The following is a 17948-nucleotide window of genomic DNA, read 5'->3' on the forward strand; positions in this document are numbered from 1 at the left end:
TTTTGTCGGGTACCTGGATCAGGCCTTGGCGGCCGGGCGGCGGTTCGAGCGGCGGCGCTGGTTGCCGGCGGCGTGTTCGCCACGGCCCTGCGGCGCGTAGCCGTTCGGCCGTGCCGCGCCGGCGGGCTTGCCCTGTCGAGGCGCCCGCTGCTGCTGGCGCTGGCCGCCACCGCCCTGCTTCGGACGCGGCGCGCCGGCGTCCAGCCGCAGCGGGGCCGACGGCTCGTAACCGGCGACCGGCGTGATCGCGATGTCCTGCTTCAGCAGCTTGCGGATGTCGAACAGCAGGCCGCTTTCGTCGTGGCTGACCAGCGACAGCGCCAGACCTTCCATGCCGGCACGGCCGGTGCGGCCGATCCGGTGCACGTAATCCTCGGCTACCGAGGGCAGGTCGAAGTTGATCACGATCGGCAGCTGCTCGATGTCGATGCCGCGGGCGGCGATGTCGGTGGCGACCAGCACGGTGACGCGGCCGGACTTGAAATCGCCGAGCGCACGGGTGCGCGCGTTCTGGCTCTTGTTGCCGTGGATCGCGGCAGCGCGCAGGCCGGAGGCGTTGAGGAAAGTGACCAGCTTGTCGGCGCCGTGCTTGGTGCGGCTGAACACCAGGGTCTGGCGGCGGCTGTCCTGCGACAGCACGTGCAGCAGCAGGTCGCGCTTGCGCGAGGCGTCCACCGGGTGCACCTGGTGGCTGACCAGGGTGGTGACGGTGTTCGGCGCCGAGACCGAGATCTCGCGCGGGTTGTGCATGAAGTCAAGCGCCAGGGCCTTGATCGCCGGCGCAAAGGTGGCCGAGAACAGCAGGGTCTGACGCTTCTTCGGTACCGACTGCAGGATGCGCTTCAGCGCCGGCAGGAAGCCCATGTCGAGCATGCGGTCGGCCTCGTCCAGCACCAGCGTCTCCACCGCGGACAGATCCAGCGTGCGCTGCTGCATGTGGTCGATCAGCCGGCCGGGGGTGGCGATGACGACGTCCACGCCGCGGCGCAGCGCATTGATCTGCGGGCCCATGCCGACGCCGCCGAAGATGGTGGTGGCGCTGACGTGGATGTGCTTGCCGTAGTCGCGCATGTTCTCGTGGACCTGCGCGGCCAGCTCGCGGGTGGGGGTGAGGATCAGCGCGCGCGGGCGGCGGGTCATGGTCTGGCCGCTGGTCGCGAGCTTCTGCAGCAGCGGCAGTGCGAACGCGGCGGTCTTGCCGGTACCGGTTTGCGCGGCGGCGAGCAGGTCGTGGCCCTCCAGCGCGGACGGGATCGCAGCGGCCTGGATCGGGGTGGGCTGGGTGTAACCGTAATCGGCAAGCGCACGCAGCAACGCGGGCGCAAGGCCCAGCGAATCGAAGGACATGTAACACTCCTGAGCAACCCGGAGTGTTCATACCGTGTTGCAGATCAAGGGGAAGGGGGCGACGGTGTGTCGCAGCAGCCAAGGTGATGACTGCGCCGGCAAGTATAGCCGATTTGCCGGCGAACCGTGCGATGTCGCGGCATCGGGCTGAACGGTGCGCGGATATCGATCCGGTGAGGCAGCCGCGTCACGACCGGACCGGCGTCGAAACGATGCGGATCCACCGGAGCCGCCAGTCGGCGTCGGCAGTCCGCACCTTCGGCACGGTACCATCGTCGCCGGCACCCCGCTGCGCGACGTACCGTTCGAGGAGAGACCGATGTCCCTGCTTGCACCCCTGCGTGAACTCGATGCCACCCAGCGGCACACGGTACTGGCGAGTTTCCTGGGCTGGACGCTGGATGCGTTCGACTATTTCCTGCTGACCTTCGTCATTGTCACCGTGGCGAAGGAGTTCGACGTGGGTACGGCCAGGATCACCTACGCGCTGTTCCTGACCCTGGCGGCGCGGCCGCTGGGTGCGCTGCTGTTCGGCCGGCTGGCCGATCGCTTCGGGCGACGGCCGATCCTGATGCTCGACGTGGTCCTGTTCTCGCTGTTCGAGCTCGCCACGGCGTTTGCCTCGTCGCTGACTGCCTTGCTGGTGCTGCGCTTCCTGTTCGGCGTCGCGATGGGCGGCGAGTGGGGCATCGGCGCGTCGCTGGCGATGGAGTCGATACCGGCGAAGGCCCGCGGAGCGGTGTCGGGCCTGCTGCAGAGCGGCTACCCGTGCGGCTTCTTCCTCGCTGCCCTGGCGAACTGGCTGCTGATCGACCACATCGGCTGGCGCGGCCTGTTCGTGGTCGGTGCGCTGCCGGCCCTGCTGGTGCTGTATATCCGTCGCAAGGTGCCGGAATCGGCGATATGGAAGGAAGGCGCGCAGGCGGCGAAGCGGCCTCGCCTGCTGGAGGCGATGCGCGGGCACTGGAAGCTGGCGATCTATCTGATGCTGCTGATGATGGCGTTCAACATGTTCAGCCACGGCTCGCAGGACATGTACCACACCTTCGAGGAGGTGAACCTGCACCTGCCCACCGGCTCGGCCACGGCCTTCGTGCTGGTGGCGCTGCTGAATCTCGGCGCGCTGGCGGGTGGCCTGTATTTCGGGGCGCTGTCGGAGCGGATCGGCCGGCGCCGGGCGATGATGATCGCCGCCTTGCTGGCGATACCGGTGATTCCGTTGTGGATGTACGGTGGCTCGCTGATCCTGCTGGGGCTGGGCGCCTTCCTGATCCAGGTGATGGTGCAGGGTGCCTGGGGCGTGGTGCCGACCCATCTGAACGAGCTGTCGCCGGAAGCGGTGCGCGGCACCCTGCCGGGGTTTGCCTACCAGATGGGCAACCTGCTGGCGGCGGTCACCGCCACCGCGCAGGCCTGGCTGGCGCAGCGCCACGGCGGCGACCTGGCGTTCGCGATGGCATCGTGGATGGTACTGGTGGCGTTGTTGCTGGCGGTACTGCTGTGGCTGGGACCGGAGGCACGCGGCGTGGGCTTCGGCCAGCGCAGCGCCGGCTGAGCGGATCACGGCGGAAGTCCATCGTCGGAGTCCATCGCCTGCGCCACGATCAGGTAACTGTTGAACGGGGTGTGTCCGCGCAGCGGTTCGATACGCACGTCGAGCCCGGCGTCGCCAAGCGGTGCGCATACTTCGTCGGCCGTCGGATAGTGCTGGGCGCCGCCGGGAATCCAGCCGGAGCTGGACAGGAAGAACTCCTCGACCCGGGTGGCGTGGAAGTGCCAGTTGTCCTCGCGCAGCACGTTGCGGATGACCAGGCGGCCACCGGTCGCGAGGTGCCGGGTAGCGGCCTGCAGCAGTTCGCGCTGGCGTCCGGCCGGCAGGTAGTGCAGCACGTCGAGCAGCGCGACGTGGCCGCACGTCGGCGGCAGCTCCGCCACGTCGGCGTGGAGCAGGCTCATCGTCTTGGCCAGCCCGGCACGTTGCACGGCACGCTGGCCGGCCGCGATCTTGCGCGGGTCGTGGTCGACTCCGAGATAGGGCACGGTATGTCCGTGCGCGTGCAGATACTGTCCGAGCAGGCCGATGCCGCAACCGATGTCGAGCAGCGGCAACGCGCTACACGCTACGAGCGCGGTGGCGGCGGCATAGACCGGATCGCTGGCCAGCTTGCTCCGGACATAGCATCGTTGCAGGCGGCTGTCGTACAGGTTGACGATGCGCTGGCGGGCAAGATGGTTCATCCGGCTCCGGTCTCCTGCGCTGACGCTCCCGGATCTCCGGCCGGGTGCTTCCCGTGGTGCTGCCACGGCAGGAGGCCGATCCGTCGCGCCATCGCGGCTGCATTACGCGTGCAGTGTCATCGAGGCGGCCGGCGTTGTCGAACTTCCGTCTGCACGAGAGACGAGGGCCAGCCCGGCGGGCCGGCCCTCGCGGGTTGCTGCCGCTCCGGTTACTGGCAGGTTACGCCGACGGCGTTGAAGGCTGCCGCCACATCGGCGCGCGAGTAGCCGTAGTCGCCGGCGGCGCTGGCCACGCCGCAGGCGCCGGAGTTGAACGTCGAGGGCGCAGTCCAGGACAGCGCGTTGGCACAATGGAGTCGTCGATGTACCGGGCCGCAAGAAAATACGGGGCGAGGGGTGATTAGCGAATGTTGCGTTGCAATGACTTGCGACACCCATTCGGGAGGGCCGCCGGCTGCTAGAATTCAGCGTTTGATTCCCCGACGAGACAGGCAATGAAGGCTGGCAAGGACAAGGTCATCGCGATCCATTACACGTTGACGGTGGATGGCGAGAAGGTGGAGAGCTCGCATGACCGCGACGAGCAACTGTGGATACTGCTCGGCCACGGCCAGCTGATTCCCGGGCTGGAGACAGCGTTGGACGGCCACGAGGCCGGTGAGTCGCTGAGCGTGGATGTGGCGCCGGCCGATGGTTACGGCGAGCGTCAGGAAGGCCAGATCCAGCGCATGTCGAAGAAATATTTTACGCAGGCCGGCCGCCTCAGGCCTGGCATGACCACCGTGCTGCAGATGAAGAACGGCGGGCAGCGCGCGGTGACCGTGCACAAGGTCGGCATGAGCGCGATCGACGTGGACCTGAATCACCCGATGGCCGGCAAGACGCTGCATTTCGACGTTGCCCTCGGCGAGGTGCGCGAGGCCACCGAGGAAGAGATCCAGCACGGCCACGCCCACGCGCCGGGTGCCGAGGCGCACTGAACCGCGCCTTCATGAGGCAAAACCACAACGGCGCCCTCGGGCGCCGTTGTTCGTTTGCGGCTCTCCCCGGGGGAGGGCAGTGATCGCAGGGAATCCCCATTGGGGAAGCTGAGGTTCGCCTCACGCTTCGCTCCCCTCATCAGGTTACGCAGAGCGACCGGAAGCCATCCTCAATCCAGCACTCGCTTGCCGTAGGCGAAGTGGCTTCCCCAGTATGGCCCGTCGATATCGTCCAGCCGCACCGTACCGCCGCTGTTTGGCGCATGCACGAAGCGACCCTTGCCGACGTAAACCCCCACGTGGCTGATCGTCCCGCCAATGGCGAAGAACACCAGGTCGCCGCTGGCCAGCTGGGTCATCTGGCGCACCTTGCGGCCGTCCATCGTGGCCATGTCGGAGGAAGTGCGCGGCAACATGATGCCGGCGGCGGTGCGGTAGATGTAGTCGACCAGGCCGCTGCAGTCGAAGCCGCCGGAGGGGGTGTTGCCGCCCCAGCGGTATGGCGTGCCGACCAGGCCGATCGCGCGGAACAGGATGTCGTTCGCCTCGCCGGCGCTGGCGGCGGAGGGCGCGCGTGGTGGCAGGTCGGCCAACGCCGAATGCGAGGTTCCAGCACCAGGCTGGCGCCGGTGCGGACTGCCGGCGCAGGCGGACAGCAAGGCGATCGCCGTGAGCAGCCACGCCGCGTACGCGAGCCGTGGCAGCGACTGGACGAATCGGACGACGGGCTGCGGGCTCACAAGATAGCCTCGGCGTGGAATGTGCCGAGGTTATCAATTCAATAATTCACATGCAAATCAATTTGTTTTTGTGTTTTTTGAATTCAATTCATCAACTTTCCCCGTCGGCCCGGTCTGCAAGGGTGTCAGTTGAATTGCACCGTCACGCGCGCATCGCCGTCGTGGATCGAAACCGTCCGGATATTTTGGCCGCGGGGATTCCAGAGGCTGCATCTAGAGACGGCCTCAGCGCTTGTCGATGGTGATGGCCTGCCGGGACAAGGTCCTGCCACGGATGTCCCGCGCGCGCAGGCGATAGCTGCCAGGGCGCAGATACAGCCGGCTGGTCGCATCGCCCTGCATGAACGCGTAGCGGTCGGCGGCGATGGCCTCGTCGGGCTCGTTGCCGTAGTGGGCGTCGACGACGCAGGGGAAGGTCGTCCTGCATAGCGTGGTGCCGATCGCATAAGGGACGCGTTCGCCATGCAGCGTGAGCCAGGCGGGGCGCAGCTTGTCGAGGCGGCGCGCCAGCTGGAGCTGGTCGCGGTCGGCGTCGTGCACGGTGGTCAGGGGCTGGATGAAGCCGCTCTGGACGCCGCCGGTGGCGGCCGGGGGCAGCAACACGTTGACGTCGTACAGGCCGGGCTGGGCGCTCCAGGGCTGGCCGGTGCTGCGGCTGAGCAGCACGATGGGTCCGTCGGACGGGAAGTCCGTGACCAGTTGCCGGTAGGCGTCCTGCTCCGTGGGGATCTGCTCGCGAAACTGGGTCTGGTCGATCGACAACGGCTCGATGCCGCTCAGCCGCTGCAGGTACGTGGCCATCGGCTGGGCCTTGCCGAGACGCCCCCTCGCCTTGTCGATGTGCGCGTAGCCGGCATGCACGAAGAGTTTGGCGTGAGGATCCCTGGCGAACACTTCCCGATAGAGATTGTTCGCCTGTGCAGCCTCGCGGTCCTGCGTCGCGCCCGCGTCCGCATCGTAGGCGACCAGGGTGAAGCCCAGCTTGATCGCGGTCCGCACGATCTCGCCGTAGACGGGTTCGTGCAGGTACATGGTGCCGCTATCCTCGACCGGATAGCCGCGTTGCATCAGCCGGTCGTCCTTGCCCGAGAGCGCTTCGACGGCAAAGTAGTCGAAGCCGAGCGCGCGCAGGCGGGGCAGCAGGGCCAACGTCAGCAGTCGGGTGTGGGCGTCGTGGTGCGCCTCGTTGACCATGACCAGCCGGCGGTCCGAGGCCAGCCGGGCGATGACCTCGGCGGCATCGGCGGCCTTCCATTCGGCCGGCGTCGGCAGGGTGGTGTCCGGCCTGACGCGGCTCTTCAGCGGGAAGTCGTGAAGAGCCTCGTTGTAGAGCCCGAGTTCGTTCTCGACCGAGGCGAACATCTGCATCGCCAGTTGCTGGTCGTTGACCGGAAGTCCCGGTATCGCGCCAAACAGGTAGTCGTAGCGGGCCAGGTCGCTGGGCTGATGCTTCAGGCCACGGAACATGTCGACCGCGGCCGGGCTGTAATCCTGTGCGTGCACGGTGCCGATCGCCGCCGCCGCGAGGCACATCGCAATGAATGCCAGCGGGAGGAGCATCTGGTTCGACATGGCCAAGCCTCGGGATGGTCCGTGGCCAGCCTGCACCCCGGACCCACCGCTGGCAAGTACCGGATCGGGCGCACGCGGCGAAGCAGCGGCCGGACCCGGGGCGCGCGCACGCGGCAGCGGGACTGATGCGTCCGCGATTCGCCAGTCGGGCGAGCCTGCGGAAGCAGGCTGTGCCGGCCCGGCTGGCTACAATGGCGGCATGAATACTTTGCGCAGCGACGTGTTGATCCTCGGCGGCGGCGTCATCGGCCTGGCAAGTGCGCTGTTCCTGCTGAAGGCAGGCGCCCAGGTACGGGTGCTGGAACAGGGCACGCCCGGTTGCGGCAGTTCGCACGGCAATTGCGGCACGATCACCCCCAGCCATGCGGCACCGCTGACGATGCCGGGAGTGGTCGGCATGGCGCTGCGTTCGATGCTGAGCGCGGATGCTCCGTTGTATCTCAACCCCCGCTTCGACGGGCCGCGGCTGCGCTGGCTGCTGGGTTTCGCGCGGCACTGCAACTGGCGCGACTTCGCCGCCGCGGCCACCGCGCGGGCGGCGATCCTGCAACGCTCGCGCCGCCTGCTGGCCGAGCTGGTCCGCGAGGAAGGGCTCGATTGCGAGTTCGCCGAGGAAGGTGAGTTGTACGTCTACCGCACCGCGCGGAAACTGGCGGCGGACGAACGCGAGCATGTCGCCGTGCTGGAACGCTGCGGCATCGAGGTGCAGCGCCTGCGCGGCGGGCAGGTCGAGGCGATGGAGCCGGCGCTGAAGCCGGGCGTGGCCGGCGGCCTGTACCACCCCGGCGATGCGCGGTTGCGGCCGGACCGCTATGCGGCCGAGCTGGCGCGGCGGGTGGTCGAGCTGGGCGGCGTGATCGAAAGCGGCGCACGGATCGAGCGGTTCGACACCGGCGATGGCCGCGTCGACACGGTACACAGCAGCCGCGGCGCGTTCCAGGGCGAGCGGGTGGTGCTGGCGCTGGGCGCATGGTCGCCGCTGCTGGCGAAGCAACTGGACCTGCGCCTGCCGATGCAGCCGGGCAAGGGTTATTCGCTGACCTACACGCGGCCGGCCCGCGCGCCGCGGCACGCGCTGGTCTTGCGCGAGGCGTCGGTCTGCGTCACCACCTGGCGCAACGGCTACCGGCTGGGCAGCACGATGGAGTTCTCCGGTTACGCCGAAGGCCTCAACCGCACCCGGCTCGATGCCTTGCGGCGTGGCGCGGCCACCGGCCTGCACGAGCCGGAGGGGCCCGAACTGCAGGAGGAGTGGTGGGGCTGGCGGCCGATGAGCGTGGACGAGATTCCGATCATCGGGCCCAGCACGCGCTGGTCGAACCTGCTGCTGGCCACTGCGCACGGCATGCTCGGCGTCAGCATGTCGGCGGCGACCGGCGAGCTGGTCGCGGCGATGCTCGCCGGCGCGCCGGCCGCCATCGACGCAACGCCGTATGCGCCGGCGCGCTTCCGCCTGTAGCGGTTTTGCGCTGCCAGCCGGATCCTCTCGCTGCCGCACGAAGCTTCCGGGAAGGCCGCGTGGTCGCGATCCGTCCGATCCCGGATGAAGAAGCTAGCGCTGATCGGTCGGGTGAGTCCGGGGAGCGAATTCCCTGCGGCTACAATGAGCCGATGGATACCTTCTCCTTGCAGCGCGGCCGCGTGCCGTTGTTGATCAGCCTGCCGCACGACGGCAGCTTCATTCCCGACGACATTGCGGTACGGATGCACCCGGCGGCACGCCGCTCGCCCGACACCGACTGGCATGTGGGCCGATTGTACGAGCCGCTGGCGCAGTCGCTGGGCGCCAGCGTGCTGAGGCCGAGGGCCTCGCGCTACGTGGTCGACCTGAATCGCCCTGCCGACGGCCATGCGCTGTACCCGGGGCAGCGCGAAACCGGCCTGGTGCCAGCGATCGGCTTCGATGGCGAGCCGCTGTACCTGGAAGGGCGTGAGCCGGACAGGGCGGAAGTTGAACGGCGGATAAACGACTTCTGGCAACCCTATCACCAGGCTATATCGCAAGAACTTGCGATATTGTGCGCCGAGCATGGCCATGCAGTGCTGTGGGAAGGGCATTCGATCCGCAGCCGGGTGCCGATGCTGTTCGATGGCCGCCTGCCGGATTTCAATCTGGGCACGGCGGCCGGGGAGAGCTGCGGCACGCTTCTGCAGCAGCGGTTGCAGGCGTGCCTGGAAGCGCAGTCGCGCTTCACTGTTGCCGTCAATGGCCGCTTCAAGGGCGGCTATATCACGCGCCACTATGGCCGTCCGTCCGTCGGGGTGCAGGCCGTGCAACTGGAGCTGGCGCAGCTCAATTACATGGACGAGGACAGCTTCGCCTATGACGAGGCGAAGGCGTCGGAGGTGCAGGCGTTGGTCGGCCAGTTGCTGCAGGTCTGCCTGGTTTTTCGCAAATAATTACGCCATGGGCCGAGCGAAACGAAAGTCAAGATCCTGCGCGACCGTCGCACGGCGCATCCCGCAACCCGTTCAGTTTCAGTATCCCGTAAGCGTCGCATCGTCGGTCTCGTCGCGCCACCCGAGTTGCCGGGTTCCGGCCGGGTCCGCGATAACTCATTAAGTCCGAGGCTCGACATCATGATGCGTAAAGTTCTGTTTGCTTCCCTGCTGGTGGCTGGCGTGGCGCTTTCCGGTTCCGTGTTGGCCCAGGCCGCCGCGGCCCCCGCGCAGCAGGCGGCCCCGGCCTCCACCGAAGCTCCGGCCGCCGCACCGGCTGCCACCGAGGCCCCCAAAGCTGATGCGCCGAAGGCCACGCATCACAAGAAGTCGCACCACAAGCATCACAGCCACAAGAAGGCTGCCACCGAGGCCGCTCCGGCCCCGGCGTCGACGGCTGGCTGATTGACCGGATCGCGCTGAATCGAAACCCTGCCGGCGTGAGCCGGCGGGGTGTCTATCTTTGCGGATCGCGCGCGGGGATCATGGCGACGCATTTCAGTTCGATCGCGATCGGCGTGGGCAGGGCGCTGATGCCCACGGTGGTGCGGCAGGCGTCGATGCCGGCGAAATACTCGCTGTAGAGGCGGTTGTAGACGGCGAAATCGCGCTGCATGTCGGTGAGGAAGACGGTGACGTCGACCAGATCCTCCCAGCGCGCGCCGCTGGCCTCGAGCACCGCCCGCACGTTGGCAAATACCTGCCGGCATTGCGCCTCGATGTCGTGGCCGATCAGTCGGCCATCCGCGTCGTGGACGTTGCCGGGGACCGTGTTGCTGCCCGGCTGGCGCGGACCGACGCCGGACAGGAACAGCAGGTCGCCGGCGCGTCGCGCGTGCGGATAGGCGCCGACCGGCGTGGGGGCGGCGTCGGTGCGGATGCTGCCGCTGCTCACGCTGCGCCTTCCCAGCGACGGGTGAGCTGGGTTATCGCCTGGTGGTAGGCCTCGGGCAATTGCTCGCGGCTGCGCACGTCCAGGCCCAGGTCATGGATGTGGCCATCGTCCAGCCCGTAGATCCATGCGTGCACCGCCAGCTGCTGGCCGCGCTCCCACGCCTCGCGCACCACCGTGGTGTGGCACACGTTGAGCGCCTGCTCCAGCGCGTTCAGTTCGCACAGGTGGGCATGGCGTATCGCGAACGACTGTGCCGGGTCGAGCTTGTCGGCGTGCTTCATGGCGATGTCGGTGATGTGGCGCAGCCAGTTGTCGATCAGGCCCAGGCGGCTTTCCTTCAGCACCGCGCCGACGCCGCCGCAGCCGTAGTGGCCCACCACCAGGATGTGCTTCACCTGCAGCACGTCGACTGCGAACTGGATGGTGCTGAGCGCGTTGAGGTCGGTGTGCACCACCACGTTGGCGACGTTGCGGTGCACGAAGATCTCGCCCGGCGGCAGGTCGACGATCTGGGTGGCCGGCACGCGCGAGTCCGAGCAGCCGATCCACAGGTAGCGCGGCGCCTGCTGCTGCGAGAGCTGCTCGAAAAAAGTCGGGTCCTGCGCGGTGACCTGCGCGGCCCAGCGGCGGTTGTTGGCAAGCAGGTCTTTCAGTGAGTTCATCGGGATTCCGGGTGTTCGGGCTCGCGCACTCGCGCGCCCGGTGAATGTACGGACGACGCGCCGTAGGCGATGCAGACGTTTTTCGGCTCGGTGAAGAAGTGCAGTGCCTCGTTGCCGCCTTCGCGGCCGAGCCCGGATTGTCTGGTGCCGCCGAACGGCGTGCGCAGGTCGCGCAGCAGCCAGCAGTTGACCCACACGATGCCGAATTCGAGCGAGCCGGCGAGCCGGTGCGCGCGGGAGACGTCCTGCGTCCACAGCGAGGCGGCCAGCCCGTAGCGACTGTCGTTGGCGATCGCCAGCGCCTCGTCTTCGTCCTCGAACGGGATCAGGCTGACCACGGGACCGAAGATCTCCTGCTGGTTGGTCTGCGTCGCGGATGGCAGGCCTTCGATCACGGTCGGGGCGATGAACCAGCCGTCGGCGCAGCGGCCGGGCAAGGTGATCGCTTCGCCGCCGCACAGGACGTGGCCGCCTTCGGCACGGGCCTGTTCGATGCAGCCGAGCACCTTGTCGCAGTGCGCCCGCGAGACCATCGCGCCGAGGTCGCTGTCGGCGTGGTGCGGGTCGCCCACGCGCAGCGCCTGCACGCGCGCCAGGTAGCGCTGGCGGAAGGCGTCGTAGATCGACCGCTGCACCAGCAGGCGCGAGCCGCACAGGCAGATCTCGCCCTGGTTGGCGAAGCCCGAGCGCACGATGGAGTCCAGGTTCGCCTCGGACAGATCGGCATCGGCGAACACGATGGCCGGGTTCTTGCCGCCCATCTCCAGCGACACCTTCTTGAACTGCGCGGCGGCGGTGGCGGCAATCCGTGCACCGGTGGCGGTGCTGCCGGTGAAGGAGACCGCCTTGACCTCGGGATGTTCGACGATCGCCTGACCCACGACGGGTCCGCGGCCCTGTACGATGTTCAGCACGCCGGGCGGAAAGCCCGCCTCGATGCTCAGCTCGCCGAGCAGGGCGGCAGTGCATGGCGTCACCTCCGACGGCTTGGCCACCACCGCGTTGCCGGTGGCCAGCGCCGGCGCGATCTTCCAGGTGAACAGGTACAGCGGCAGGTTCCACGGGCTGATGCAGCCGACCACGCCGAGCGGTTGGCGCAGGGTGTAGTTGATCGCGCCGGTGCCGCTGGGGCCGCCTTCCATCGCGTGCGACTCGCTGCCCCAGCCGACGATCGCCGCGGCGAAGTAGCGCAGGTTGCTGACTGCGCGCGGGATGTCGAGGCGGCGTGCAAGGCCTACCGGCTTGCCGCTGTCGCGCGATTCCAGCGCGGCGAATTCCTCCAGCCGCGCCTCGACCAGGTCGGCCAGCCTGTGCAGCAGGCGTGCGCGATGCTCGACCGGCGTGCCGGCCCAGCCCGGCGCGGCGTGGCTGGCGGCAGCGACCGCAGCGGCGACGTCCGATGCGTCGGAATCGGGGCAATATGCGAATGGCGACCCGGTGGCCGGCTCATGCACGTCCAGCCATGCGTCGCGCTGCGGCGCCTGCAGGCGGCCGTCGATCAGATTGGCTAGGCGCGGAGTAGGCATCCGTGCAAGCTTAAAACCAGCGTGCCGCAATTGCACCGGACGCCGGCGTATGCGTGGCGACAGGAGTGGGACGAGCGACTAGCTCAACGCGCGGGTGCGGCCGCCATCCACCGCGATGCTGACGCCGTTGACGTAGGCGGCGGCGGGCGTGCACAGGAACGCGATCACCGCAGCCACTTCACCGGCTTCGCCGAAGCGGCGGGCCGGCACCGAGGCGAGCATGGCCTGCGCTATCGCGTTCTCGTTGCCCCCGCTGGCGGCCGCCTGTGCAGCGAGCAAGCCGTCGAGGCGCTGGGTGCGGGTGTAGCCGGGCAGCACGTTGTTGACCGTGATGCCGTCGGCGGCCAGTTCCTCGGACAGGGTCTTGGCCCAGCCGGCCACCGCGGCACGCACCGTGTTGGACACGCCCAGCCCGGGGAGCGGTTCCTTCACCGAGGTGGAGATCACGTTGACGAGGCGGCCGTAACCGCCGGCGCGCATGCCGGGCAGTACGGCCTGCAGCAGCACCTGGCCGGCCACCAGATGCTGGCGGAAGGCGGTTTCGTACGCTTCCGGTTCCGCGCTGTACGCGGGGCCGCCCGGCGGGCCGCCGGTGTTGTTGATCAGGATATGTACTGCAGCATTGGCGGCGATCTCAGCCGCGATTGCCTGCAGGCGGGCGGTGTCGAGCATGTCGACGCTGCGCCAGTTGTGCCGCTGGGCGGCATGGGTTCGCGGCAGGCTTTCGGCGACGGCCTCGAGCGTGTCGCTCGAACGCGCCAGCAGGCTGACGCTGGCGCCAAGCCCGGCCAGCTCGATCGCGCTGGCGCGGCCGATGCCTTGCGAGGCGCCGCAGACCAGCGCGTGGCGACCCGTCAGATCGAGTTGCATGGTCAGATCTCCCGGCTACGTCAGCGCAGCCACAGGCGCATCGCCAGCGCACCGAGCCAGCATAGCCAGCCCAGCCACTGGCTGTAGCGCCATACGCCACGCCAGCGATCGATGGCCGCGTCATCCAGGGCCGGCAGCGCCGGCGAGCGCAACACCTGTTGCATGCGGGCCCAGATGCGGAAACCCGAGAGCCCGCCGTGCTCCGGCGGAGCAATGATCTGCCAGTGTTCCGGGTAGCGCCGGCGCAGCAGCGTGGCGACCCGGAACGGCGCGACGTACGACAGCACGAACAGGCCGACGCCGCTCGCCAGCAGGGCGAGATAGAGGGCGATCATGGCGAGCTGTGATGATTGGGCTTGCCGTTGTCGCCGCTCCACGGCAGCGGCAGGGCAGTGCGCAGGGTGTTCAGCAGGCCGTCGCCCTTGGCGGCCTTCTTGCAGATCGCATTGGCAAGAGCATTTTCGTAGGTCTTGTTCATCTTGCCGACCCACAACGTGCCATCGGGGCCATGCGGGATGCTGAAGCTGCCGGCGGAATTCATCTGCAGCGACGCCGCGCTGGAGGTGGAGATCGAGGCGGGCGACTGTTCCCAGTAGGTCTTGCCCGCCTGCTGTTCGGCCGAGCTGTAGACCAGCAGGTAGCGCGCCTGCTTGTTGTCGATCTTGAAGCTGCCGAACGCGCCGGAACTCTCGTCGCTCCAGCCCATGTGTTCGCACAGGCCGATGTCCTCGGAGCGGATCGGCTGGAAGCCTTCGTCCAGCAGCACGATGGTGGGCGCGAACAGGTAGCTGGCGTGCAGCCAGCGCCCGCTGAGTTCCGATTTCAGGGCAATGTCGTACGGCAGTTTCGCGTCGGCCGGCAGGCGGAAGGCGAGGAAGTAGCTTTGCGTGCCGTTTAGGTTCGCCACCATGCTGCCGCTGCCCAGCACGAACTTCTGCGGCTGCCACGGCAGCATGTTGCGATAGGAGAAGTCGGCGAAGCTGCTGCAGCACGGCGAGGCCTGCATCAACTGCGACTGGGCCAGCTTCAGCGCGTCGCCGGTGTTCTCCGAGGGCGGCCGCAGGTTCGGCGGCAGCAGCGCCTTGGCGCTATGGCAGCCGCCCAGCAGGACGGCCAGGGCCAGGGCGGCGATGGTGGCGGGGAGTCTGGGCATGGCGGGTGGGTTGCTCAGAATTCGGCCGTTCCGGCGGCACGGGGATAGGGGATGGCGTCGCGGATGTTGGACAGGCCGCAGATGTAGACCAGCAGGCGCTCGAAGCCGAGGCCGAAGCCGGCGTGCGGCACCGTGCCATAACGGCGCAGGTCACGGTACCAGCCATAGCTTGCCGGATCGAGACCGAACTGCAGCATGCGGCGGTCCAGATAGTCCAGTCGCTCCTCGCGCTGGCTGCCGCCGATGATCTCGCCGATGCCCGGCGCCAGCACATCCATCGCCGCCACGGTCTTCTCGTCGTCATTCAAGCGCATGTAGAACGCCTTGATCGCCTCGGGGTAGTTCATTACGACCACGGGGCGGCCGATATGTTTCTCGGCGAGATAGCGCTCGTGTTCGGTCTGCAGGTCGATGCCCCAGGCCACCGGGTACTCGAACTTCTGGCCCGACTTCTGCAGGATCGCGATGGCGTCGGTGTAGTCGATGCGCTCGAACGGCTTGGCGATGAACGCCTCCATCCGGGTGATGGCATCGCTCTGCACGCGTTCGGCGAAGAACGCCATGTCGTCCGGGCGCTCCTCCAGCACGGCCTTGAAGATCGCCTTGAGGAAGGCCTCGGCACAGTCCGCGTCGGCGGCGAGGTCGGCGAAGGCGATCTCCGGCTCGACCATCCAGAACTCGGCCAGGTGGCGCGGCGTGTTGGAGTTCTCGGCACGGAAGGTGGGGCCGAACGTGTAGACCTTGCTCATCGCCAGGCAATACGCCTCGACGTTGAGCTGGCCGGACACGGTGAGGAACGCCTCGCGGCCGAAGAAATCCCTGCGGAAGTCGATCTTGCCGTCGGGCAGCCGCGGCAGGTTGGCCAGGTCCAGCGTGGACAGGCGGAACATGTCGCCGGCACCCTCGGCGTCGGAGGTGGTGATGATCGGCGTGTTGATCCAGAAGAAGCCCTGTTCGGTGAGATGGCGGTGGATCGCCGTCATCATGGTGTGGCGCACCCGGGTCACCGCGCCGAACAGGTTGGTGCGCGGGCGCAGGTGGGCGACTTCGCGCAGGAACTCCATCGAGTGCTGCTTGGGCTGGATCGGGTAGGTTTCCGGATCGTCGACGAAGCCGGTGACGGTTACCTCGCTGGCCTGGATCTCGAAGGCCTGGCCCTTGCCCTGCGATGGCACCAGCGTGCCGCTGACGATGACGCCGGCGCCGGCGGTGAGGTGCTTCACCTCGCCCTCGTAGTTGGCCAGGGTGGACGGCACCACCGCCTGGATCGGGTCGAAGCAGGAGCCGTCGGTGACGCTGACGAAGGACAGCCCGGCCTTGGAATCGCGGCGGGTACGCACCCACCCGCGCACAGTCACCGCGCTGCTGGCGTCGAACTTGCCGGAAAGAGCCTGCTTCACACTGACCACGGCCATCGGTTGAAACTCCTGCTGAAGCGCTGCATGTCGGCGCGCAATGATGATGAACGGCGCATGCGCGGCAGCGCGCAGGGCCAAACCCGCATGATAATGTAGCGGTTGCCCGCGTCGCGACCTTTCCGGGCATCCGTCACGCGCTGGATCCGATAGCCATGAGCATCACCATCACCCCTGCCGCCAACGAACGCATGCGCCACTTCCTGGCCGGTACGCCGACCGCGGCCGGCGTGCGTTTCGGGGTGCGGCGCAGCGGCTGTTCCGGCTTCGCCTATGTGGTCGACCTGGCCGACGCGGTCGGCGAGGGCGAGCGGCTGGTCGAGGTGGACGGGCTGCCGCTGATCGTCGACGACAGGAGCCTGGCCCTGGTCGACGGCACGGTGATCGACTTCCAGCGGCAGGGCCTCAACGCCAGTTTCGTGTTCCACAACCCGAACGCCACCGGCGAGTGCGGCTGCGGCGAGAGCTTCACGGTGGGCTGAGGGCGGTGGCACTGGTGCGCTCATCCGTGAGCGCGAAAGTCAAAAGGCGGCCATCCATCCGTGGCCGCACGTGGGAAGTTCTTTGCGATCGTCCCTGATCGCGAAAGTCAAACGGGCGGCCATCCGTGGCCGCACTCTTCAATATTGATATTCAACCACTTGCGTGGATTCCCGCGGTTCACGTACAATTCCGCTTCTGTCCACGCCCCAACAGGCGCGGGCGGGACACTTGCCTCACCGCACCGGCGGGAGGCTGCGAGGCCGCAAGGCCGCATCCACAAGGAGTCAAACCACAATGACCCTGCGTCATTACGAAGTCGTGTTCATGGTCCATCCGGACCAGAGCGAGCAGGTCCCGGCGATGATCGAGCGCTACAAGGCGCTGATCGAGACCGACGGCGGCAAGATCCACCGCCTGGAAGACTGGGGCCGCCGCCAGCTGGCCTACCCGATCGTCAACCTGGCCAAGGCACATTACGTGCTGCTCAACATCGAAGTGAGCCAGAGCGCGCTGAGCGAGCTGGAGTCGGGCTTCCGCTTCAACGACGCCGTGCTGCGTCACCTGGTGATCCGTCGCGACGAGGCCGATACCGAGCCGTCCTTCATCCTGAAGTCGAAGGAAAAGGATGACGCCAAGTCCACCCGTCGCCGTGACGACGAGGGCGACGGCGAAAGCCGCGGCCGCGGCGACGACCGCGACAACGATCGCGACAGCGACGACTGATCAGGAGCACAGACATGTCCAAGTTTTTCCGCCGCCGCAAGTTCTGCCGCTTCACTGCCGAGGACGTGAAGGAGATCGACTACAAGGATCTCAACACCCTGCGCCAGTACGTCACCGAGAACGGCAAGATCGTGCCGAGCCGCATCACCGGCACCAAGGCCCGCTACCAGCGTCAGCTGGCCACCGCGATCAAGCGCGCGCGCTTCCTCTCGCTGCTGCCGTACACCGACAACCACGACGTCTGATCGAAAAGCAGGGAATAGGGAGAGGGAATAGGGAGTCGCAGCGTCAACTGCTCTCCTGTTTCCCATTCCCTATTCTCCGTCCTTCGGACAACCGCCTCTGGCTGCGTCGGGCTTCGCCGGCGCTAACGAATAGGAATACATCATGGAACTCATCCTCCTGCAGAAAGTCCGCAACCTCGGCAACCTTGGCGACAAGGTCACCGTGAAGCCGGGCTACGGCCGCAACTACCTGCTGCCGCAGGGCAAGGCCGTGCGCGTCAATGCCGCCAACCTGGCCGCGTTCGAACAGCGTCGCGCCGAATACGAAGCCAAGGCCAACACCCTGCTGTCCGACGCCGAGGCCCGCAAGCTCCGTCTGGCCGAGGTGTCGGTGACGATCGCCGCGCACGCCAGCGCCGAAGGCAAGCTGTTCGGCTCGGTCGGTCCGCGCGACATCGCCGAGGCGCTGGTCGCCGCAGGCCACGAAGTGCACAAGAACGAAGTGATCCTGGGCGAAGGCCCGCTGCGCAACGTCGGCGAGTACGACGTGGTGGTGAGCCTGCACGCCGACGTGCAGACCACGGTCAAGGTGGTCGTGGTCGGCGACAAGTAAGCCGTCCGCCATCGTTGATGCGACGAACGGGCGCCGTGAGGCGCCTGTTTGTTTTTCGGGGTTCGGGA

General features: G+C 67.6%; 20 protein-coding genes. 9 read left to right on the forward strand and 11 right to left on the reverse strand.

What is annotated here, in order from left to right:
- Positions 1 to 18: 18 nt before the first annotated feature.
- Entirely contained in the window at positions 19 to 1347 is a 1329-nt protein-coding gene (locus tag AC1Q5A_RS05525; RefSeq protein ID WP_492699112.1) for a DEAD/DEAH box helicase, read from the reverse strand.
- 319 nt (positions 1348 to 1666) lie between these two features.
- Here AC1Q5A_RS05525 and AC1Q5A_RS05530 point away from each other — a divergent pair, with 319 nt between their 5' ends.
- Positions 1667 to 2902 carry an MFS transporter gene (locus AC1Q5A_RS05530; protein WP_492699114.1) on the forward strand — a complete coding sequence of 412 codons (1236 nt, stop codon included), beginning with the start codon at positions 1667 to 1669 and terminating at the stop codon, positions 2900 to 2902.
- A gap of 5 nt (positions 2903 to 2907) precedes the next feature.
- On the opposite strand, the gene AC1Q5A_RS05535 is transcribed toward AC1Q5A_RS05530, so the two are convergent.
- Positions 2908 to 3585, reverse strand: coding sequence for a class I SAM-dependent methyltransferase (locus AC1Q5A_RS05535; RefSeq protein ID WP_492699115.1), 678 nt, complete (start codon positions 3583 to 3585; stop codon positions 2908 to 2910).
- A gap of 494 nt (positions 3586 to 4079) precedes the next feature.
- Here AC1Q5A_RS05535 and AC1Q5A_RS05540 point away from each other — a divergent pair, with 494 nt between their 5' ends.
- Positions 4080 to 4565 carry an FKBP-type peptidyl-prolyl cis-trans isomerase gene (locus tag AC1Q5A_RS05540; protein ID WP_492699117.1) on the forward strand — a complete coding sequence of 162 codons (486 nt, stop codon included), beginning with the start codon at positions 4080 to 4082 and terminating at the stop codon, positions 4563 to 4565.
- Positions 4566 to 4735: 170 nt separating this feature from the next.
- Here the strand turns inward: AC1Q5A_RS05540 and AC1Q5A_RS05545 are convergent, their stop codons facing one another.
- Both AC1Q5A_RS05545 and AC1Q5A_RS05550 read right to left on the reverse strand, forming a co-directional pair.
- Positions 4736 to 5269 (reverse strand): C40 family peptidase, encoded by a 534-nt coding sequence (locus AC1Q5A_RS05545; protein ID WP_492699693.1) that lies wholly within the window; start codon positions 5267 to 5269, stop codon positions 4736 to 4738.
- A gap of 261 nt (positions 5270 to 5530) precedes the next feature.
- Complete coding sequence (locus AC1Q5A_RS05550; protein ID WP_492699118.1) at positions 5531 to 6877, reverse strand: hypothetical protein; 1347 nt, start codon at positions 6875 to 6877, stop codon at positions 5531 to 5533.
- Positions 6878 to 7076: 199 nt separating this feature from the next.
- Here AC1Q5A_RS05550 and AC1Q5A_RS05555 point away from each other — a divergent pair, with 199 nt between their 5' ends.
- From AC1Q5A_RS05555 to AC1Q5A_RS05565, 3 genes are all read left to right on the forward strand, one after another.
- Complete coding sequence (locus AC1Q5A_RS05555) at positions 7077 to 8336, forward strand: NAD(P)/FAD-dependent oxidoreductase (RefSeq protein ID WP_492699120.1); 1260 nt, start codon at positions 7077 to 7079, stop codon at positions 8334 to 8336.
- A 152-nt stretch (positions 8337 to 8488) separates the two neighbouring features.
- Positions 8489 to 9277 carry an N-formylglutamate deformylase gene (gene hutG / locus AC1Q5A_RS05560; RefSeq protein WP_492699695.1) on the forward strand — a complete coding sequence of 263 codons (789 nt, stop codon included), beginning with the start codon at positions 8489 to 8491 and terminating at the stop codon, positions 9275 to 9277.
- 180 nt (positions 9278 to 9457) lie between these two features.
- Positions 9458 to 9721 carry a hypothetical protein gene (locus tag AC1Q5A_RS05565; RefSeq protein WP_492699122.1) on the forward strand — a complete coding sequence of 88 codons (264 nt, stop codon included), beginning with the start codon at positions 9458 to 9460 and terminating at the stop codon, positions 9719 to 9721.
- Between the two features lie 52 nt (positions 9722 to 9773).
- On the opposite strand, the gene AC1Q5A_RS05570 is transcribed toward AC1Q5A_RS05565, so the two are convergent.
- From AC1Q5A_RS05570 to asnS, 7 genes are all read right to left on the reverse strand, one after another.
- On the reverse strand, positions 9774 to 10211 hold the full coding sequence (locus AC1Q5A_RS05570) for a RidA family protein (protein ID WP_492699124.1): 438 nt from the start codon (positions 10209 to 10211) through the stop codon (positions 9774 to 9776).
- Positions 10208 to 10873 (reverse strand): carbonate dehydratase, encoded by a 666-nt coding sequence (can, locus tag AC1Q5A_RS05575; RefSeq protein ID WP_492699126.1) that lies wholly within the window; start codon positions 10871 to 10873, stop codon positions 10208 to 10210. Before can ends, AC1Q5A_RS05570 begins: the two co-directional genes overlap by 4 nt.
- The gene (locus AC1Q5A_RS05580) at positions 10870 to 12399 is read right to left on the reverse strand and encodes an aldehyde dehydrogenase (RefSeq protein WP_492699128.1); all 1530 of its coding nucleotides are present in this window, start codon (positions 12397 to 12399) and stop codon (positions 10870 to 10872) included. The genes can and AC1Q5A_RS05580 overlap by 4 nt, the downstream gene beginning before the upstream one ends.
- 78 nt (positions 12400 to 12477) lie before the next feature.
- Positions 12478 to 13269 (reverse strand): SDR family oxidoreductase, encoded by a 792-nt coding sequence (locus AC1Q5A_RS05585; protein WP_492699130.1) that lies wholly within the window; start codon positions 13267 to 13269, stop codon positions 12478 to 12480.
- 20 nt (positions 13270 to 13289) lie between these two features.
- On the reverse strand, positions 13290 to 13604 hold the full coding sequence (locus AC1Q5A_RS05590) for a hypothetical protein (RefSeq protein WP_492699132.1): 315 nt from the start codon (positions 13602 to 13604) through the stop codon (positions 13290 to 13292).
- Positions 13601 to 14422, reverse strand: a complete 822-nt coding sequence (locus AC1Q5A_RS05595) for a MalM family protein (protein ID WP_492699134.1) — start codon at positions 14420 to 14422, stop codon at positions 13601 to 13603. Before AC1Q5A_RS05595 ends, AC1Q5A_RS05590 begins: the two co-directional genes overlap by 4 nt.
- A 14-nt stretch (positions 14423 to 14436) precedes the next feature.
- Positions 14437 to 15837, reverse strand: coding sequence for an asparagine--tRNA ligase (asnS, locus tag AC1Q5A_RS05600; RefSeq protein ID WP_492699136.1), 1401 nt, complete (start codon positions 15835 to 15837; stop codon positions 14437 to 14439).
- 155 nt (positions 15838 to 15992) lie between these two features.
- Between asnS and AC1Q5A_RS05605 the strand changes: the two genes are divergently transcribed.
- The 4 genes from AC1Q5A_RS05605 to rplI all read left to right on the forward strand — a co-directional run bounded on the left by AC1Q5A_RS05605 (position 15993) and on the right by rplI (position 17880).
- Positions 15993 to 16319 carry a HesB/IscA family protein gene (locus AC1Q5A_RS05605; protein WP_492699138.1) on the forward strand — a complete coding sequence of 109 codons (327 nt, stop codon included), beginning with the start codon at positions 15993 to 15995 and terminating at the stop codon, positions 16317 to 16319.
- Positions 16320 to 16614: 295 nt separating this feature from the next.
- Complete coding sequence (gene rpsF / locus AC1Q5A_RS05610; RefSeq protein WP_492699140.1) at positions 16615 to 17043, forward strand: 30S ribosomal protein S6; 429 nt, start codon at positions 16615 to 16617, stop codon at positions 17041 to 17043.
- A gap of 14 nt (positions 17044 to 17057) precedes the next feature.
- On the forward strand, positions 17058 to 17288 hold the full coding sequence (rpsR, locus tag AC1Q5A_RS05615; RefSeq protein ID WP_007081973.1) for a 30S ribosomal protein S18: 231 nt from the start codon (positions 17058 to 17060) through the stop codon (positions 17286 to 17288).
- Between the two features lie 142 nt (positions 17289 to 17430).
- Positions 17431 to 17880, forward strand: a complete 450-nt coding sequence (gene rplI, locus AC1Q5A_RS05620; RefSeq protein WP_492699141.1) for a 50S ribosomal protein L9 — start codon at positions 17431 to 17433, stop codon at positions 17878 to 17880.
- Positions 17881 to 17948: the final 68 nt, after the last annotated feature.

The sequence above is a fragment of the Rhodanobacter sp. GW835-FHT13D09 genome (assembly GCF_058793995.1).

Excerpts from the sequence above, each read along its gene's own strand:
- AC1Q5A_RS05525 (WP_492699112.1), bottom strand. The coding sequence starts at position 1,347 with ATGTCCTTCGATTCGCTGGGCCTTGCGCCCGCGTTGCTGCGTGCGCTT.
- AC1Q5A_RS05530 (WP_492699114.1), top strand. The coding sequence starts at position 1,667 with ATGTCCCTGCTTGCACCCCTGCGTGAACTCGATGCCACCCAGCGGCAC.
- AC1Q5A_RS05535 (WP_492699115.1), bottom strand. The coding sequence starts at position 3,585 with ATGAACCATCTTGCCCGCCAGCGCATCGTCAACCTGTACGACAGCCGC.
- AC1Q5A_RS05540 (WP_492699117.1), top strand. The coding sequence starts at position 4,080 with ATGAAGGCTGGCAAGGACAAGGTCATCGCGATCCATTACACGTTGACG.
- AC1Q5A_RS05550 (WP_492699118.1), bottom strand. The coding sequence starts at position 6,877 with ATGTCGAACCAGATGCTCCTCCCGCTGGCATTCATTGCGATGTGCCTC.
- AC1Q5A_RS05555 (WP_492699120.1), top strand. The coding sequence starts at position 7,077 with ATGAATACTTTGCGCAGCGACGTGTTGATCCTCGGCGGCGGCGTCATC.
- hutG (WP_492699695.1), top strand. The coding sequence starts at position 8,489 with ATGGATACCTTCTCCTTGCAGCGCGGCCGCGTGCCGTTGTTGATCAGC.
- AC1Q5A_RS05565 (WP_492699122.1), top strand. The coding sequence starts at position 9,458 with ATGATGCGTAAAGTTCTGTTTGCTTCCCTGCTGGTGGCTGGCGTGGCG.
- can (WP_492699126.1), bottom strand. The coding sequence starts at position 10,873 with ATGAACTCACTGAAAGACCTGCTTGCCAACAACCGCCGCTGGGCCGCG.
- AC1Q5A_RS05580 (WP_492699128.1), bottom strand. The coding sequence starts at position 12,399 with ATGCCTACTCCGCGCCTAGCCAATCTGATCGACGGCCGCCTGCAGGCG.
- AC1Q5A_RS05585 (WP_492699130.1), bottom strand. The coding sequence starts at position 13,269 with ATGCAACTCGATCTGACGGGTCGCCACGCGCTGGTCTGCGGCGCCTCG.
- AC1Q5A_RS05590 (WP_492699132.1), bottom strand. The coding sequence starts at position 13,604 with ATGATCGCCCTCTATCTCGCCCTGCTGGCGAGCGGCGTCGGCCTGTTC.
- AC1Q5A_RS05595 (WP_492699134.1), bottom strand. The coding sequence starts at position 14,422 with ATGCCCAGACTCCCCGCCACCATCGCCGCCCTGGCCCTGGCCGTCCTG.
- asnS (WP_492699136.1), bottom strand. The coding sequence starts at position 15,837 with ATGGCCGTGGTCAGTGTGAAGCAGGCTCTTTCCGGCAAGTTCGACGCC.
- AC1Q5A_RS05605 (WP_492699138.1), top strand. The coding sequence starts at position 15,993 with ATGAGCATCACCATCACCCCTGCCGCCAACGAACGCATGCGCCACTTC.
- rpsF (WP_492699140.1), top strand. The coding sequence starts at position 16,615 with ATGACCCTGCGTCATTACGAAGTCGTGTTCATGGTCCATCCGGACCAG.
- rpsR (WP_007081973.1), top strand. The coding sequence starts at position 17,058 with ATGTCCAAGTTTTTCCGCCGCCGCAAGTTCTGCCGCTTCACTGCCGAG.
- rplI (WP_492699141.1), top strand. The coding sequence starts at position 17,431 with ATGGAACTCATCCTCCTGCAGAAAGTCCGCAACCTCGGCAACCTTGGC.